The organism is Lacisediminihabitans changchengi, assembly GCF_016634425.1.
GTDB lineage: Bacteria > Actinomycetota > Actinomycetes > Actinomycetales > Microbacteriaceae > Lacisediminihabitans > Lacisediminihabitans changchengi.
This window is the reverse complement of sequence record NZ_JAEPES010000001.1, coordinates 285,490-302,413: the sequence shown is the minus strand read 5'-3', so window position 1 is coordinate 302,413 and position 16,924 is coordinate 285,490. Positions and strand designations below refer to the sequence as shown.

Genomic DNA, 16,924 nt, shown 5'->3' with positions numbered 1-16,924 from the left:
GAAATATACGGAGCATTGTTCCGAATAGCAAATACGAGTGTCGACGACATCGAAAGGTCTGCGAGATTGTGACTGATACCGACGAGTCGCGACCACCTGCGGCGCGGCCGATGCGCGTCGATGCGAGACGAAATGAGCAGGCACTCCTCGAGGCGGCGGCGGCCGTGTTCGTCACGTCCGGCGTCGACGCTCCCGTCCGTGCGATCGCGGCGAGGGCAGGAGTCGGTATGGGGACGATCTACCGTCATTTCCCCACCCGATCAGAACTCGTGGTCGCGGTCTACCGCCATCAGGTCGAGGCGTGCGCCGACGCCGGACCGCGACTGCTCGCGGAGAGCGCGACGCCCGAGGCGGCCTTGCGAGCCTGGGTGGCGCTCTTTGTCGAGTTCTTGGTCACCAAGCACGGCCTTGCCGGCGCTCTTCAGGGAGACAGCGCCGGGTCCGATGCTTTGCACTCCTACTTCGTCGATCGCCTCGTCCCGGTGTGCGGTTCTCTACTCCACGCGGCACTAAAATCCGTCGACTCGGCTGCGACGGTCGACGCCTACAACCTGCTCAAGGGTGTCGGAAACCTCTGCATCGGCGCGGCCAATGACGCCAACTACGAGGCCGATGTGCTCGTGCAGCTGCTCATCTCGGGCGCGCTGGCTCACGAGGCAGGCTGAGTGGCCTAACGCTCCGCAGACCGGCAGCCTGCGTGACGCCCGAGGGGCATTCGGTTGTGGCGCACACCGCGACACCGAGGCAAAATAGGCGCCAGAAAACATCCTGAAAAGGAGTCGCCATGAAGGCCATCGTCGTGCCGAATCGCGTCGATTCGGTCGCGGGGATGCGCCTCGATGACCGGCCCGCCCCGCATGCCGCGGAGAATGACGTGATCGTTCGGGTTCACGCCGCGGGATTCACGCCCGGTGAGTTAGAGTGGCCGGCGACCTGGACAGACCGGGCCGGCCGCGACCGCACCCCGTCCATTCCCGGCCACGAGGTTGCCGGGATCGTGACCGCTCTCGGCTACGGCACGACCGGCCTGTCGATCGGCCAGCGTGTCTACGGGCTCACTGATTGGGCGCGCGACGGATCGCTGGCGGAGTTCGTCGCGGTCGAGGCGCGTAATCTGGCCCCACTGCCCGCCGACGTCGATTTCGTCACGGGCGCGAGCCTCGCGATCTCGGGCTCGACCGCCTGGCAGGGGCTGTTCGAGCACGGCCGACTGACGTCGGGCCAGACGGTCTTCGTCAACGGGGTGGCCGGCGGGGTCGGCTCGGTCGTCGCTCAACTCGCGCGGGAGGCCGGCGCGGTCGTGGTCGGCACGGGCCGGGCCGACCAGCGAGACCGAGCGCTGGATGCTGGCGCACACAGGTTCGTCGACGTGAACGCCGACTTCTCTGCCGATGTCGGCTCGGTCGACCTCGCCTTCGACGTGATCGGGGGTGAGATCGGAGCGCGCTCGGCGGCTCTGGTCGCCGAGGGCGGCAGATTCGTCTCCATAGCGTCGCCCCCCGAAACGCAGCGGGCCGGTGTGACGGCAATCTTCTTCGTGGTGGAACCGCGCCGAAGCGACCTCGCGGAGCTCGCCGAGCGGGTAAGGACTGGCCGGCTGCGCACCTTGGTGGGCTCCGTCGTGTCGCTCGACGAGGCGGCCGCGGCCTTTTCCTCGCCCGGCTCGGCGACGGGGAAGACGATCGTGCGGATGAGCGCGGACGAGGTCGCGTCGTGAGGCTCGCTGACATCGCCATTCCCGGCACCGCGGCGCCCCGCGGCGCGCTGGAGATCGCCACTCGCCCGCAGTTGCACGCTGTTCGACAACCCGCTGGAACGCCGGGCAAACGAATGATGCGCGCGCACACAATGGGGCCGTCTGGCTACCACTCCTCGCGACGCCGCTCCTGATCGACGACGGCCTCGCGGTCGGAGAGTCGACGGAGCGCGGCCAGCGGCTCTCGCATCCGTGCGTTGCCGGCCAGCCTCCCCTCTGTGCGGTCGAGAAACGCCCAGTACCCGGCGGTGAATGGGCACGCGTCGTCGCCGAGCCGCACCTTCGGGTTGAAGCGGCAAGAGCCGCAGTAGTCCGACATGGTGGAGATGTAGGCGCCGCCGGCCGCGTACGGCTTGGTGGCGACGATGCCGCCGTCGGCGTGCTGAGACATGCCGATGACGTTGGCGGGCATTACCCACGGGGTGCCGTCGACGAACATGTCGACGAACCAGTCGTTGAGCGCCGCTGGGGCGTAGCCGTGCTGCAGCGCCCAGTTTCCGAGAACCATCAAGCGTTGGATGTGGTGGGCCCAACCATGCCGACGCATGCCGTCGATCGTCTCGTGCAGGCAGTGCGCCGTGATCAGGTCGGGGTCGAGCGTGAGGAAGGCCGGGGGGAGCGGGGCCGTGGCGTTCAGATGATTGTGATCGGTCGGATATGACTCGCCGAGATGCCAGTACAGGTGCCAGACGTAGTCCCGCCATCCTGCTATCTGCCGAACGAACCCCTCGACGCTGTTGAGCGGCGCGTGGCCTGCGCGGTAGCGCTCCTCTGCCGCATCGACGACCTCGCGCGGATTCAGCACGCCAAGGTTGAGGGGAACGCTGAGAAGCGAGTGCGCCATCGTCCAATCACCCTGCAGCATCGCATCCTCGTACGGGCCGAAGTCGGAAAGCCGGTAGTCGAGGAAGTCGTCGAGCGAGAGCCTGGCCTCCGCGTCGGTGACGGCGAAACGCCGCGGGCCGTCGTCGCCCACGAGTCGTACGGATCCCTCCGCCTGCCAGTGGTCGAGGTCGCGGCGCACCCGCTCGTCAATATCGTCTTCTTCTGGCCACCACGGTGCATGGCCCAGGGTCGCGGCGTTCTTGGGCGGTGGGCGGCGGTTGTCGTGGTCGAAGTTCCAGTTTCCGCCCGAGGGGGATTGCCCCTCCATGAGAATTCCGGTGCGCGACCGCACGTCGCGGTAGAAGTCCTCCAGCAGGAGGCGGCGCGCTCCCCGCGAATCGGCCCAGCGCTCGAAGTCCGCCTCGCTGGTCACGAATCCCCGGCTCGGCAAGACAGTGATATCGCGGCGTTGCACGAAGCGGCGCGCGCTCCACGAAGGGGGATCGATCACCTCTAGATCGCCTCGGCCGTCAACGACGTCGGAGTAGCGCTGCACCTGGTGGAACTCCGCGCGATCGCCCAGCTCGCGGGCCCGGTGCCGCAGCGCGGAGAGAATGAGGTGGGCTTTCGCCCGGTGGATGGGGCGACGCCCGAAGACCGATTTCGCCTCGATGATCAGCATGGGCCCGCCGTCGTCGAACTGCTGGCCGAGCTGGCCGGCAAAGACCCACCGCCGCCTCGCCATGCTCACTGCCGACCTCGCCGTGCCAGGAAGATCTGTTGGCCGACAGGTCAGGCGGGGCCGAGCAGGACAGCGAGGAGCGCCCCGGCACCGCCCAGAATGAAGAGCATCGTGCCGAGCTGCATGGTGCGGGTCTTGTTGCGGTCAGCGGTGGGCACGTCGACCTCGAGGATCGGGCAACCAGACCAACCGATCAGGCCGATGCTGCCGACGACCACCGTTGCACTGACCCACCACAGCAGTGCAACTCCGCCGTGGAGAACGGTCGGGCGCCAGCCCGAAGCCAACAGGGTGCCGAGCACGAAAGCGGTGGCTCCAACGGCCGCCGCGAACCAGACCGTGCCGGTTCGCATGATGCGCGTGAGGTTCTGCTCCGGGGCCATCATCTCGTGGAGCTGGGTGCCGGTGCTGTTAGTGGTCATCGAATTGTTTGTCACACATCAACCTTTCTCTCGTCTGCGCATTTCGGCAAGAGGTGACGGCAACTGATTTATTGCCCGTTATCGCGCCGAGTGTGCTTCGAGAAAATCGTAGAGCTCGGTGTCGTCGACTCCGGGGAAGGTGCCAGACGGCAGCGGTGCCAGGATGTGCGCGTGCAGCCGTGCGCTCGGCCAGGCCCGGTGGCTCCAACGGTCGGCCAACTCCGCGCTCGGTCGGCGGCAGCATCCGTCATCCGGGCACCGGGATGCCTCCCTCGTGGTCGTATCGCGCCCCCGAAACCACTTCGCATCGGCGAACGGCACCCCGAACGTGATGGAGAACTCCTCACTGCTCGCCGTGCCGGTCTGCGTCGAACACCAGTAGGTGCCGGTGGGGGTATCGGTGTACTGGTAGAACTCCGTGGTGCGGTTGGCGCGGGTGAAGGCGGTGCGGGCGCTCCAGTGTCGACAGACCAGCTGCCCTTCGGTCGAGCCGGTGACATCCGTCGGCAGCTGCAGCCCGTCGTTCTCGTAGCCCTTATAGAGCGCGCCATCTTCGCCGACCCGCAGGAAGTGCACCGGCATGTCGAGGTGCACCGTGGCGATGTTGGTGAAGCGCAGCGCCGCAGACTCGTGGGTGACCCCGAAGGCGTCGCGGAAATCCTCGATGGCGAGGTTGCGCTCGGCCTTGGCCGCGCGCAGAAAGGTGAGCGACTGGCTCAACGGCATGAGACACGCGGCGGCGAAGTAGTTGATTTCGAGCCGCTGCCGCAGAAAGTCGGCGTAGGTGTCAGGTTCGTGGTGCCCGAGCACTCGGTGGGCGATGGCCTGCAGCGCCATCGAGCGCAGTCCATGTCCGCCGGGAATCGACGCCGGCGGCAGATAGATCCTGCCGTTCTCCAGATCGGTGACAGAGCGGGTGGAGTGGGGCAGGTCGTTCACATAGATCAGCTCGAAGCCGAGCCGCTCCGCCATCAGCCCGACGGCTCGATGGGTGAGCGCCCCCACCCGGTAACCCGCGGCGGCGACGGCCTCCTCCGCCAGCACTTCGATCTCGGCGATGTGGTTGTTCTGAGTGCGCATGTGTTGGCGCAGCTCGGTATTCGCTCGCCGTGCCTCCTCGGGCGTCGCGATCGCCTCGCGCGCGCGGCGAGCCAGCTCACGGTGCAGGCCGATGACCGAGCGCAGGGTCTCATCCGACATTCCCCGGCTTGGACGGATGTCGGCGAGCCCGAGTGACCGATACACCGCCGACTTTTGCAGGCTCGCCAATTCGATCTCTAGCGCCGCGCGCTCGGTGGGCGGCGTCACGGTCAGCAGGTCGGCGACCTCGACGCCGAACGTGCGGGCGAGTGACTGAAGCAGGGAGAGGCGCGGCTCCCGTTTGCCGTTCTCCATCAGTGACAGCTGGCTGCCGGCGATGCCGACGGCCGCGCCGAGCTGATCGAGGGTGAGTCTCGCGCCGGTGCGGTAGAAGCGGATGCGCTGTCCGAGAGTCATCAGATCGGTCATGGCTTGACCATAGTGAAAGAATCGAGCTTTTTACCAGCGTTAGGGGCGATCTTTCCCTCTCATTTGCGCGCAGGGTAGAAGAACCAGCAGTTCTTTGTCGCCCCCGCTCCAATCGATACCGACCGAAACGAGACCGCCGTGACCATCGCCCCGCCCAGCCCGTTCACTATCGACCAGCCCACCGCCTCCGTTTCCCCGTCTGCCGCTCGGGCGCTGGGAGTCGAGGCGTGGGTTGATGCGATCGCCGCGCTCACCCGTCCCGACGAGGTCGTCTGGTGCGACGGATCGCGGGTCGAGTACAACCGGCTCACCCGGCAGATGGTCGACACCGGAACCCTGCTGCAGGTCAACCCGGAGTTTCGTCCCTCGAGCTTCCTGGCGCGCAGCGACCCGAGCGACGTGGCGCGGGTGGAGGCGCGCACCTTTATCTGCTGCGAGTCGGAGGACGACGCCGGGCCCAGCAACAACTGGCGTGATCCGGCGCAGATGCGATCCACTCTCGATGGTCTGTTCGCGGGCAGCATGCGAGGACGCACCATGTACGTCGTGCCGTTCTCGATGGGAGTGGTTGGCGGCCGGTACTCCAAGCTGGGGGTGCAGGTCACCGATTCCCCCTACGTGGTCGCCAGCATGCGCACCATGACCCGCATGGGAACGGATGCCCTGCGCCTGATCCGCGAAACGAACGACTGGGTCGCGGCCGCCCACACCGTTGGCGCGCCCCTGATCGACGGAGCCGCGGATGTGCCGTGGCCGTGCAACGCCACGAAGTACATCAGCCACTTTCCCGAGCAGCGCGAGATCTGGTCGTTCGGATCGGCCTACGGAGGCAATGCGTTGCTCGCCAAGAAGTCGTTCGCGCTGCGCATCGCCTCGGTGATGGCTCGCGACGAGGGCTGGCTTGCCGAGCACATGCTGATCATCCGGGTGACGAATCCGCGCGGGCGGGTGTTCCATGTGGCCGCCGCGTTTCCGAGCGCGTGTGGCAAGACCAACCTCGCCATGCTGGCGCCGTCGATTCCCGGCTGGAAGGTCGAGACCATCGGCGATGACATCGCCTGGCTGATCCCTGGCGCCGATGGACGGCTGCGGGCGATCAACCCGGAGGCGGGATTCTTCGGTGTCGCGCCCGGCACGGGAGCCGCAACCAATTCGGTCGCGGTAGACACGCTGTGGGGAAACACCATCTTTACCAACGTGGCGCTGCGCGACGACGGAGACGTCTGGTGGGAGGGGCTGACCGAGAAGGTTCCGACCGGGCTACGGGACTGGCGCGGCGAGGAATGGACGCCGGAGTCCGGAACGACAGCCGCGCATCCGAACTCCCGGTTCACCGTTCCGGCGGCGCAGTGCCCCTCGATCGCCGACGCCTGGGACGACCCCGAGGGTGTCGTCATCGACGCCATCGTCTTCGGCGGTCGGCGCGCCACAAACGTACCGCTGGTCGTCGAGGCCCGCAGTTGGGAGCACGGGGTGTACGTCGGTGCGACCGTGTCGTCGGAGCGCACCGCGGCGGCCGAGGGCACTCTCGGCGAGCTGCGGCGCGATCCGTTCGCCATGATGCCGTTCTGCGGCTACAACATGGCCGACCATTGGTCGCACTGGCTCGAAGTGGGCACCGGGTCACGGTCGGCTGGCCGCGCGCCGCGCATCTTCCAGGTCAACTGGTTCCGTAAGGGCGACGACGGCTCTTTTCTGTGGCCGGGATTCGCCGAGAACTCCCGTGTGCTGGCCTGGATCCTCGATCGGGTCGACGGGAGTGCCGCGGCCCGAGACACCCCGCTCGGCTGGGCTCCGGTCGAGGGCGGACCCGACAGCGGCGGGCTGAACACCGACGGACTGGATGTCGACGAGAGCGCCTTGTTCGCCCTCGACCCGGTCGCGTGGTCGGCCGAGCTCGACGACACCGAGAGGTTCTTCTCCCTGTTTGGTGATCGCCTGCCAGCGCAGCTCCAGGCGCAGCTGGCAGACATCCGCCAGCGGTTCGCGGCGCTGGTCGAGTAGCGCCGTCGTCGGTCGAGTAGCGTTCTCGTTGGTCGAGTAGCGCCCGAGGGACGAGGACGCGTATCGAGGCCCGGGGCGGCGTGCCTGCGGGTCTCGATACGGCTGCTCGCTAGCGCTCGCGGCCTACTCGACCGGCGGAACCGTCCTACCCGCCAGCCGGGCGGCCAGCCGGGCTCGGATGACCGGGTCGGCCAGGGCGCTGGCCGCCGTGCCCGCGAGGGCGACCGCGGCATCCGTGATCGCCCGATCGGCTCCGGGAGCCGCACTCGCCGCGGTGAACCCGGGCTGGTGGGTGTAGGCATCCGTGTCGATGGCGATCACCGGATGGATGCTCGGCACGACCCGGCTGAGGTTGCCCATGTCGGTGCTGCCGAGGGGGAAGTCCTGCTCGCGGGCCGCGGGGATCGCGGTGCGTCCGGCCCGAGCGAGCTCTTCGCGGTACAGCTCCACCAAGTCGGTGTCGGGCTCGAGGGCGTCGTAGCGCGCCGAGACCTCCTCGACCTCGACGGTGCAGCCCGAGCCGATCGCGCCCGCCTCGAAGCAGGCCAGGACCCGTTCGGTCAGGTCGTCGAGCGCCTCGGCGGTGCGGGCGCGAAGATAATAATGCATCACCGTCTCGGCCGGCACGATGTTGGGGGCGACCCCGCCGTGCTCGACGATGCCGTGCACCTGCTGCCCGGCACGGAGGTGCTGGCGCAGCAGACCGATGGCGACCTGGGTGATGGTGGCGGCATCCGCGGCGTTTCGGCCGTGTTCCGGCGCGGCAGAGGCATGCGATTCCCGACCGCGGAAGGTGACCTGCAGGTCGGTGAGGCCGAGGGACACGGTGCCGGCGATCTCCTCGCGACCGGGGTGGGCCATGAGCGAGGCGGCGACGCCATCGAAGACGCCCGCCTCCAACATGCGGATCTTGCCGCCGCCGCTCTCCTCCGCGGGGGTTCCGATCACCTGCACGGTGACGTCGAGGGAATCCGCGACCGCGGCGAGGGCGATTCCCGCGCCGACACCGGTCGCGGCGATCACGTTGTGGCCGCAGCCGTGGCCGATGCCGGGCAGGGCGTCGTATTCGGCCAGGAACGCGACGGTCATGCTGCCGCTGCCCGCGGTCGCCACGAAGGCGGTGGGGGTGCCGGCCACGCCGCGCTCGACCCGGAAGTCGTATGTCTCCAGCAGCGCCGCGGTTCGCTCGGCGGCGAAAGTCTCGTTCCAGGCCAGTTCAGGGCGGGCGTGGATGTCGTGGGAGAGTTCGATGAGCGACGGCGCGGCTTCGCTGACGGCGCGCGCCATCGTGTCGCGGAGCTGCGGCAACGGGGGAGTGGTCACCGCACTAGTCTCGCGCTTTTGCGCAGGCGTGGCGGAACGCCCTAGCCGCGGCCGCAGTCTTTGGATACCGCCGAGTGACCGGATACCCTGGCAGCTTGCACCGCGACCCGCCCCACAGAGAGAACCAGCCGCCATGGCAGCCGACGAGACCCTTCGCCTTCCCACCACGATCTTCCGCGGGGTGTTCAATCTCGGTCTGAAAAACGCCGCGCGCATCCAGTTGCCGAAAGCGCTCGCGCATCCGGAGCTGTTTGCCGACTGGGACGAGGAGAACTCGGTCTGCTCGCTCTTCGTCGAATACGAGGACGGCCAACTGCATCTCGACCGCAGCGCCAGCGGCACCGAGCACCACTTCCACCGCGCCAACGGGGAGAGCAGTGCGCGCAGCCCCTGGTCGTCGCGTGACACGGCCGTGCTGCTCGAGTGGGCCACCATCCTGTCCGCCGATTTTTTCGCGCGGATGCCCGATCTCATGGAGGACTTCGAAGAGGCGGCCGCGTGGCAGGAGGCGGGGTACCCGCTCTATGTCTGCGAGACCGACCCTGCCTTCCTCGAACTTCTCGAGGTAGAGATCGAGGGTGAGCTGCTGACCCTGCCATGGCTTGGCTCCGGCGAGGTCGCACAGGAGCACCTCGAGGGCGACAATCACCTGGTCGCCCTGCTCTGGAATGGTGCCGGTGGTTCGCCCGACCGCGAGATCGCTCGCGCCTGGGTCGACCCGGCCACCGACCAGCCGGTCACCTCGGTGGCACCGGGCATCGATTGGGATGCCGTCGGGCTCCCCGCCGACGAGGTCTCCAGCTGGTTCGAGGGCACGTACCTCAACCACCACATCATCCCCGACGGCGCCACCGCGCTCATCACCGCCTCCCTCGAGCGCATGGGCGGCCTGAGCTAGCGGCAAGCAGATCAGACGGCAGTGAACTCCAGCAGCAGCGCCTGCGACGGATTGAGTGTAGGCATGGTGAGCCCGACCGTCGACAGCACGTGGCCGCTCACCGTGAGCGAACCGGCTCTCGCGGCCTCGAACCAGCCCGGGCCTAAGCCCTGGTGAAGGCTGGGCTCGCCCAGATCGGTGCGCACCCGCACGGCGTAGTTCCGGCTCGGGTCGAGGCCGGGGATCTGCGTGAGTCCCGCCTGGCCAGCACCGGATGTCGCGAGCCGAACCCACGCGAACAGTGCGTGCGACCCGTCCTGGGCCACGCTCCCGTGCAACTGCACCGCGTCATCGAGGAGGTCGGCGTGCACCGAGCGCCCACTATGGATCAGACCGCGGAATTCCTTGTACAGCGCGGCCCAGACCTTCACCGAGGCGAGCTCTTCCGACGTTGTCGCGGTGAGGTCCCATTCGACCCCGGCGCTCGCGAACAGAGCGGTAATGAATCGGTACGGGGCGTCGGCCACGCGCGCGGTCGTGTGTGATCGGGCGGCACCGACGTGCGAGCCGACCAATTCCGGCGGCAGCAGCAGCCCGGTCCACTGCTGGATGGCCTGTCGCTCGATCGGGTCGTTGCAGTCCGACGCCCAGACCCGGTCGGTGCGGTCGAGGATGCCGAGGTCGATGCGTCCGCCACCGGCAGAGCAGCTCTCGATCTCGAGCGCGGGATGCCGTACACGCAGCTCGTCGATCAGGGCGTAAAGAGCCGCGGTCTGGCGATGCACGCCGGGGATATCTCCTGACGGCTCCCGCATCACGGCCTCGAGCAGGTCGCGGTTGTGGTCCCACTTGATGAAGTCGATCGCATACTCGGTGACGAGGGAGTCGATGTGCTCCAGCAGGTAGGCGAAGCTGTCGGGTCGAGCGATGTCAAGCACGTATTGGTGGCGTGCGGAGGGCCCGACCCCGGCGCTCGGGGCCAATATCCACTCGGGGTGGAGCCTCGCCAGATCGGAGTCAAGGTTGACCATCTCTGGTTCGAACCACAGCCCGAAGCTCATGCCGTGGGCGCGCACCCTGTCCACCAGTGCATGCAGCCCGTTCGGCCAGGCGTCTGCGCTGACCGTCCAGTCGCCGAGTCCGGCAGCGTCGTTGCGGCGCCCGCCGAACCAGCCATCGTCAAGCACGACGCGCTCGATGCCGACCTCGGCCGCGAGGTCGGTGAGCTCGCTGAGGAGGTCGATGTCGTGATCGAAATAGACCGCCTCCCAGGTGTTGAGCACCAACGGACGCGGGGACTTCGGATGCTGGGGCCGCGCGCGCAGGCGCGCGTGCATCCGATCGGCTAGGCCGTCCATCCCGCTGTCGGACCAGCCGAACACCGTGACCGGCGAGGTGTACGACTCGCCCGCCGCTAATCGGATCTCGCCCGGGACTAGGGCTTCGCCGCCGCCGAGCACCGACGACGAGCCGCCCGCGCCCTCTGGCAGTCGTTCGGCCAGCCAGGTCTGGTCGCCACTCCAGGCAACATGGGTCGCCCAGATCTCGCCATGACGGAATCCGAAGTCGGGCGTGCCGACCATCAGCAAGTACGGCGTGTCGGCGCCCGGCTTGCCGCGGCGCACGTTGCGCGTATACGAGCCATCCCGCAGCGGGCCGCGCTGCGGCGAACGCTCCCGGCACCACTTGCCGGTGAAGTCGACGATCTCGCCGGCGCGTGTCGGCACGGGCATCAGAGTGAGGACCGAGCCGAGGTCGTAGACGGCCGATTCGGCTTCGGCGGTGGAACGCACAGTGGACTGCACCTCCACCAGTCCCTGCGTGGTGAGCCGGTAGGTCAGTCGGATCTCCAGCAGGCTCACCCGATCGGTCAGCCAGAAGGTGATGCCCGTTCCGCCGTCTGGTTCGAGGTCGCGCTCTACCCGGTCGAGTGCGACCCGCGGGGTCGTGGCGACCCCGGCGCGATGACCGGTAATCGCCGGCGTGCCCGACCATCCGTCGAACTGCGTCGGCCATACGGTGAAGGCACGCGGTTCGTCGGGGGAGTTATGCAACTGGGACGGTCCAGCAATGAGCGCGAACGCATCCAGTTCCTCCGTCGACAGGTCGCCGAGGTCGGCGCCCCAGTGCAGAACGCGCGGCAGGGCGCGGCGCGCGTCGAAGACCACGGACACCCCTCCGGCCCGCAGGTGAATAACGTTGTCGCGCTCGGGGTGCATGCTTTTGTCCTTCATCGTCGAATTAGTTGACAGCATCAATTATTCATACTTATGCTACCGAAAGCGACTCGACGAGCACATCGCCCGGCGATTCACGCAGTTCTCGACGATGCCGTCCTCGTGCCTCGTCGATCTCGACGATAGGTGAAGTCAATGGCGATCACGGTAGTACCCCGAGCTTCCAAAGCCCGGCCACAGCGCAAGGTTCCGCGGGGATCCCTGAACGCGAATTCGCCAGCACACCGCGGTGATGCCCGGCTCGCCTTCTCGTGCTCGCCGTGCTGCAGGCATCGCCCGACTGGGCAGGACTCATGGCGGCGACGCTGATCTCCGCGCTGCCGATGCTGATCCTGTTCATGGTCTTCGGCAAGCGCATCGTCAACTCCATCGGTTTCTCGGGAATCAAGTGATGCCCGCCGACACTCTCCGCCTGTTCTGGCCCACTCCCGCCGAGGAGTGGGTCGAGGCGGCCCCGATCGGCAATGGCCGACTCGGCGCCATGGTCTTCGGTGGTGCGACCTCCGCCCGCTGGCAGATCAATGACGGATTCGCCTGGTCCGGCAGCCCTGACGGCCCGGCCGTTGCGCTCGCCGAGCGCACCGCCGCCGGTGCGGGGCCCGAACGCCTGGCCGAGGTCCGGTCCGCCATCGACGCTCGTGACTACCGCCGCGCGGAGTCTCTGTTGCTCGACCTGTTCGAGGCTCGGTGGAGTCAGGAATTTCTCCCCTTCGTGGATCTCACCATCGACGTCACCAGCCCCGGCGACTCGTCATACGGGGGACGCGAGCTGGATCTCGACGACGGAGTCGTGACCGAACGATTCCGCGTCGGCGACGTGCCGGTCATGCGCCGCAGCTGGGCATCGCGCCCCGCGCAAGCCATGTGCGTCGAGATCGTGGCAGAAGCACCGCTCGACCTCAGAATCGCGCTGGGAAGTGGGGAGCGCATCCGTCACCGCGCCGCCTCCGACGGGGTGGTCAGTCTCGGGGTGGAGCTGCCTGTCGACGGCGCTCCGCTGCACGAGGAGTCTGCGGTAGACCGCCGGTATGCGGCGGCGGTCGACGCCGAGCGCTTCGACCCTTTCGCTGTCGCCGCTCTCGCGGCGGACACCGATGGCGAGCTGACTACCGGAAACGATGTCGTCACTATCACCGGCGCAACGCGGGTGCTGCTGACTCTTTCCTCGTCCACGAACGCCGAGCACTGGTGGCACCGCGACGGCCGTGATGTCGGGCGTTCAGCGACCGATGCCCGGGTGGCCGAGGCGGAGAGTCGGGCATCCGCGGCACTCGCCGTTGGCGCAGAACGGCTGCTCGCCGACCACCGTAGCGATCTCGGTGGTCTGCTCGGCGGCACGTCGCTCACCATCGGAAAGCGTCGCTCGGGCCGGTTCGAAGTCGCGACCGACGTGCTGCGCTCCGGCGATGATCGTCTGGTTGCCACCGTGATGTTCCAGTTCGGGCGGTACTTGCTCGCCTCCTCGTCGCGCCCGGGCGGACCGCCCGCGAATCTGCAGGGCATCTGGAACGACCAGCAGCGTCCGCCGTGGTCGTCGAATTACACGATCAACATCAACACCCAGATGAACTACTGGGGTGCAGAGCTCGCTGGGCTCTCTGAGACGCATCTGCCGCTGTTCGACCTGATCCAGCGGGTGGCGGAGAACGGCACGGCCGTCGCCGCGGAGCTCTACGGGGCCAACGGCTGGGTCGCGCACCACAACACCGATCTCTGGGGCTGGGCGCTGCCGGTCGGCGCGGGTCACGGCGATGTGTCGTGGGCGTTCTGGCCGATGGGGGGCATGTGGCTGGCGACCCATCTGTGGACGCACTACGAAGCGACCCTCGACCGGGAGTTCCTCGAGTGCACCGCGCTCCCGCTTCTCCGGGGAGCGACTGAATTCGCCCTCTCCTGGTTGACGGAAGACGGTGCCGGTCGCCTGCGGACGATCCCGTCGACATCCCCCGAGAACCTGTTCATCGGACCCGACGGACACCGTGAGTCGCTCGGCAGCTCCACGGCGATGGACATTTCCCTGATCCGCCGGGTCTTCGCGGACACGATCGCCACCGCGACCGTACTCGGGCTGCAGGATGACCTCACCGCCCGCATCACGCGGGCCATCCCGCTGCTCCCGGCTCCTGCGATCACCGCCGGTGGCTGGTTGCAGGAGTGGGCGGAGGATTACGAAGAACTGAATCCAGCGCACCGTCACATATCGCAGGTGGTCGCGCTGTTCCCGCTCGGGCAGATCCATCCCGAAGGCACCCCGGAGCTCGCGGAGGCTGCACGACAGCTGCTTGATCGCCGAGGTTCGGGCGCGATGGGCTGGTCGTGGGCGTGGAAGATGGCGCTGCGCGCGCGGCTGGGCGACGGGGAGGCGGTGCGGTCCCTGCTGCTCGAGGCGACCCGGCCCTACGAACGCGACCTCCACGCGCTCGCCGAGGCTGATGGTGGCGACTGGGGCGGCCTGGCGCCGAACCTTTTCAGTACGCACCCGCCGGTGCAACTCGACGGAAACTACGGATTCATCGTCGGCATCGCGGCCACCGTCGTGCAGGGGGAGCGCGGGGTGGTGCGCCTGCTCCCCGCACTGCCCGAGGCCTGGTCGGAGGGATCGGTTCGCGGCATCCGCCTGCCGGGCGCGGTGTCGATCGATGTCGAGTGGGCCGCGGGTGAGCTCGTTCGAGCGAGTCTCGTCCACACGGCCGGGGGCGCCGAACCGGTGCGAGTGACGTACCGCGGCGCCGAGCTCAGTCTGCTCCTGAGTGCAGAGCCGATCGAGTTGTCGGCCTACGACTTCGCCCTGGTTACCCGCTGATGTTCGTCGACCTGCCAGAAGACCAGCTTCGGGAGTACCGCAGCTCGGTGCACGACCCGGCCGATTTCGACGAGTTCTGGGCGCGGACGATCGCCGCGGCACGCGCATATCCGCTCGACCTCGAACTGAACCCGGTCGACACCGGACTGCGCGAGGTGGATGTCTTCGACCTCACCTTCACCGGATCCGACGCCACGCGCGTGCACGCCTGGCTTCGCCTTCCGCGGCAGCGCGCGGCAGCGCTCCCGGCCGTGGTGCACTTCAACGGCTATGGCGCTGGCCGCGGGCATCCGCTCGACGACATCGTGCTCGCCGCGTCCGGCTACGCGAGCCTTCTCATGGATACCCGCGGGCAGGGCAGCGGCGTCACCGAGGACATCCCGGGAGTGGGCCCGGCGTCGAAAGGCCTGCTCACCCGTGGCATCGCCTCGCGCGAGACCTACTACTACCGTCGCGTCTTCGCCGACGCGGTGCGAGCGGTCGATGCCGTGCGCTCGCTTGACTCGGTCGACCCGGCGTGGGTGTCCGTCGCTGGCAACAGTCAGGGCGGTGGCATCGCGCTGGCGGTCAGCGGGCTGGTCGATGACCTGGTCGCGGGCTTCTTCCAGGCGCCGTTCCTCTGCGACTTCCCGCGAGCATCCGTCGCCACCGACGCGTATCCCTATCGCGAGCTCGGCGACGCTCTTGCGCAGCGGCATCACGATCGCGACCTCATCTTTGAGACCCTCTCGTACTTCGACGGCGTCAACTTCGCCCGGCGCGCTGTCGCTCCTGGATGGTTCTCCATCGGACTGATGGACGGAATCAGCCTGCCGTCGAGCGTCTTCGCCGCCCACAACGCGTACCGCGGAGAGAAGTCCATACGGATCTGGCCGTTCAACGGGCACGAGGCCGGAGGCAGCGACGATCTCGCCGGGCTCATCAGCACACTTCACCGACTCCACAGAACTCACCGACAACACCGAGAACCCATCCTGAGCGGCGCGGCAATGTCGCGCGCCGCCGCGGATGTCCCCCCACAGAAAGAGAGACAATGAAGCTCACGAAACTGATACCCGCCCTCGTGGTGGCGGCTCTGATGATCCCGCTGGTCGGCTGCGCCGCCGGCAGCGGCAACTCCGGGTCGGGCCAGACGACCGTCAACTGGTGGACCTGGGACGAGAAGCAGGCAGCGTCGTACAAGTCCTGCCTCGCCGGGTTCGAGAAAGAGAACCCCGGTATCACGATCAAGATCTCGCAGTACGCGGTGGATGCCTACTTCACTAAACTCACCGCGGGATTCGTGGCAGGCAATGCGCCAGACGCGTTCTAGAACAGCGTGCAGTTCTTCGACGCCTACGCCAAGCAGCACCAACTGGAGCCGCTCGACAGCTACATCACGGCAGACAAGTACAGCCTCGACCGGTTCAACGTCGGGGTGAGCGCGTGGAAGTACACCGATGGCAAGCAGTACGGACTTCCGCTCGACTGGGCAGCGCCCGCATTCTTCTACAACAAAGACATGGTTGAGAAGGCCGGGCTCACCGACAAGGACATCCAGACGATGACCTGGAACCCGAAGGACGGCGGCACCTTCGACAAGATCGCTGCTCGCTTGACGACGGATGTCAACGGCAAGCACGCCGACGAGGCCGGGTTCGACAAGGACCACGTCGCCGTCTACGGTTCCGGGCTCCTCGGCAGCAGCGACTTCCTCGGGCAGACCACGTGGGGCTCGTTCATCTCGACCACCGGATGGCGCCTCGGCAACAAAGACTCGTGGCCGACCGCGTTCCAGTACGACAAGCCGATCTTCGCCCAGACCATGGAGTACATGCGTGGGCTGAGTGACCGCGGCATCGCGCCGAAGTTCGGTGAGTTCACCATCGGCGGTACCGAGCAGCTCGGATCCGGCAAGGTCGCGCTTCTCGAAGACGGCTCGTGGACCGCATCCACCGCCCTGCAACTGCCCGGCCTCAAGATCGGTGTCGCGCCGACCGTGCTCGGCCCGGACGGCACCACGCGCGCGTCGTTGAGCAACTCCAACGGCAACGAAATCTGGGCTGGCAGCAAGAACAAGGAAGCAGCCTGGAAGTGGATCTCCTACATGGGGACGGAGGGCTGCCAGACGAAGGCTGCCCTCGTCAGCGGTTCGTTCTTCCCGTCGATTCCCGGCGCGATGAAGACCTTCGCCGCATCGCAGAAGTCGAAGGGCGTCGATCTCAGCGTGTTCGAGAACGCTGCGCAAAAGAAAGAAATCTACCCGGCTTCGCCGTACGCCAACGGGTCGGACATCGGCACCACTCTGACCCCGATGTTCGAGTCGTACATGCTGCACGAGACCAACGGTGAGGTCTTCCCGAAGCTGTACACCGCGGCAAAGAACGTCATCGCCGGCAAGAACTAGCAGTGTGGACCTGCCCGTCGACCGCGGCGGGCAGGTCCAC

13 protein-coding genes and 1 pseudogene are annotated in these 16,924 nt (G+C 67.4%); 9 read left to right on the top strand and 5 right to left on the bottom strand.

All coding sequences use genetic code 11. The annotated features are described in order from the left end of the window. Positions 1 to 68 precede the first annotated feature (68 nt). Together IV501_RS01445 and IV501_RS01440 are read left to right on the top strand one after the other, a co-directional pair. A complete protein-coding gene (locus IV501_RS01445; RefSeq protein ID WP_307812125.1) occupies positions 69 to 665 on the top strand; it encodes a TetR/AcrR family transcriptional regulator in 597 nt (198 codons plus the stop codon). Between the two features lie 119 nt (positions 666 to 784). Beyond that, positions 785 to 1,717 (top strand): NADP-dependent oxidoreductase, encoded by a 933-nt coding sequence (locus tag IV501_RS01440; protein ID WP_200554634.1) that lies wholly within the window; start codon positions 785 to 787, stop codon positions 1,715 to 1,717. A 145-nt stretch (positions 1,718 to 1,862) separates the two neighbouring features. Here IV501_RS01440 and IV501_RS01435 read toward each other — a convergent pair whose 3' ends face one another. From IV501_RS01435 to IV501_RS01425, 3 genes are all read right to left on the bottom strand, one after another. After that, the gene (locus IV501_RS01435; protein WP_200554633.1) at positions 1,863 to 3,326 is read right to left on the bottom strand and encodes a cryptochrome/photolyase family protein; all 1,464 of its coding nucleotides are present in this window, start codon (positions 3,324 to 3,326) and stop codon (positions 1,863 to 1,865) included. A 47-nt stretch (positions 3,327 to 3,373) separates the two neighbouring features. Beyond that, entirely contained in the window at positions 3,374 to 3,745 is a 372-nt protein-coding gene (locus IV501_RS01430) for a hypothetical protein (RefSeq protein WP_200554632.1), read from the bottom strand. A 78-nt stretch (positions 3,746 to 3,823) separates the two neighbouring features. Beyond that, positions 3,824 to 5,254 carry a helix-turn-helix domain-containing protein gene (locus tag IV501_RS01425; protein WP_200554631.1) on the bottom strand — a complete coding sequence of 477 codons (1,431 nt, stop codon included), beginning with the start codon at positions 5,252 to 5,254 and terminating at the stop codon, positions 3,824 to 3,826. Positions 5,255 to 5,422: 168 nt separating this feature from the next. Here IV501_RS01425 and IV501_RS01420 point away from each other — a divergent pair, with 168 nt between their 5' ends. Continuing rightward, a complete protein-coding gene (locus IV501_RS01420; RefSeq protein WP_200555385.1) occupies positions 5,423 to 7,258 on the top strand; it encodes a phosphoenolpyruvate carboxykinase (GTP) in 1,836 nt (611 codons plus the stop codon). A 123-nt stretch (positions 7,259 to 7,381) separates the two neighbouring features. Here IV501_RS01420 and IV501_RS01415 read toward each other — a convergent pair whose 3' ends face one another. Then, positions 7,382 to 8,581, bottom strand: coding sequence for a M20 family metallopeptidase (locus IV501_RS01415; protein WP_200554630.1), 1,200 nt, complete (start codon positions 8,579 to 8,581; stop codon positions 7,382 to 7,384). Positions 8,582 to 8,714: 133 nt separating this feature from the next. On the opposite strand from IV501_RS01415, the gene IV501_RS01410 reads away from it, so the two are divergent. Further along, positions 8,715 to 9,479: a hypothetical protein gene (locus IV501_RS01410; protein WP_200554629.1), complete on the top strand. Its 765-nt coding sequence runs from the start codon at positions 8,715 to 8,717 to the stop codon at positions 9,477 to 9,479. An 11-nt stretch (positions 9,480 to 9,490) separates the two neighbouring features. On the opposite strand, the gene IV501_RS01405 is transcribed toward IV501_RS01410, so the two are convergent. After that, the gene (locus tag IV501_RS01405; RefSeq protein WP_234698086.1) at positions 9,491 to 11,692 is read right to left on the bottom strand and encodes an alpha-galactosidase; all 2,202 of its coding nucleotides are present in this window, start codon (positions 11,690 to 11,692) and stop codon (positions 9,491 to 9,493) included. A 269-nt stretch (positions 11,693 to 11,961) separates the two neighbouring features. Here IV501_RS01405 and IV501_RS01400 point away from each other — a divergent pair. From IV501_RS01400 to IV501_RS01380, 5 genes and pseudogenes are all read left to right on the top strand, one after another. Continuing rightward, positions 11,962 to 12,087: pseudogene (locus IV501_RS01400) on the top strand (carbohydrate ABC transporter permease); the annotation flags it as partial. Beyond that, positions 12,087 to 14,498 (top strand): glycoside hydrolase family 95 protein, encoded by a 2,412-nt coding sequence (locus tag IV501_RS01395; protein ID WP_200554628.1) that lies wholly within the window; start codon positions 12,087 to 12,089, stop codon positions 14,496 to 14,498. The pseudogene IV501_RS01400 and the gene IV501_RS01395, both read left to right, overlap by 1 nt. Continuing rightward, positions 14,498 to 15,535: an acetylxylan esterase gene (locus IV501_RS01390; protein WP_200554627.1), complete on the top strand. Its 1,038-nt coding sequence runs from the start codon at positions 14,498 to 14,500 to the stop codon at positions 15,533 to 15,535. Before IV501_RS01395 ends, IV501_RS01390 begins: the two co-directional genes overlap by 1 nt. Then, complete coding sequence (locus IV501_RS16485; protein WP_200554626.1) at positions 15,532 to 15,810, top strand: extracellular solute-binding protein; 279 nt, start codon at positions 15,532 to 15,534, stop codon at positions 15,808 to 15,810. Before IV501_RS01390 ends, IV501_RS16485 begins: the two co-directional genes overlap by 4 nt. Before the next feature lie 6 nt (positions 15,811 to 15,816). Then, positions 15,817 to 16,884: an extracellular solute-binding protein gene (locus IV501_RS01380; protein WP_200554625.1), complete on the top strand. Its 1,068-nt coding sequence runs from the start codon at positions 15,817 to 15,819 to the stop codon at positions 16,882 to 16,884. Positions 16,885 to 16,924 lie beyond the last annotated feature (40 nt).

Bases quoted from the DNA above. Each gene is read 5' to 3' on its own strand.
- IV501_RS01440 (WP_200554634.1), top strand. From the start codon at position 785: ATGAAGGCCATCGTCGTGCCGAATCGCGTCGATTCGGTCGCGGGGATG.
- IV501_RS01435 (WP_200554633.1), bottom strand. From the start codon at position 3,326: ATGGCGAGGCGGCGGTGGGTCTTTGCCGGCCAGCTCGGCCAGCAGTTC.
- IV501_RS01430 (WP_200554632.1), bottom strand. From the start codon at position 3,745: ATGACCACTAACAGCACCGGCACCCAGCTCCACGAGATGATGGCCCCG.
- IV501_RS01425 (WP_200554631.1), bottom strand. From the start codon at position 5,254: ATGACCGATCTGATGACTCTCGGACAGCGCATCCGCTTCTACCGCACC.
- IV501_RS01410 (WP_200554629.1), top strand. From the start codon at position 8,715: ATGGCAGCCGACGAGACCCTTCGCCTTCCCACCACGATCTTCCGCGGG.
- IV501_RS01405 (WP_234698086.1), bottom strand. From the start codon at position 11,692: ATGAAGGACAAAAGCATGCACCCCGAGCGCGACAACGTTATTCACCTG.
- IV501_RS01395 (WP_200554628.1), top strand. From the start codon at position 12,087: ATGCCCGCCGACACTCTCCGCCTGTTCTGGCCCACTCCCGCCGAGGAG.
- IV501_RS01390 (WP_200554627.1), top strand. From the start codon at position 14,498: ATGTTCGTCGACCTGCCAGAAGACCAGCTTCGGGAGTACCGCAGCTCG.
- IV501_RS16485 (WP_200554626.1), top strand. From the start codon at position 15,532: ATGAAGCTCACGAAACTGATACCCGCCCTCGTGGTGGCGGCTCTGATG.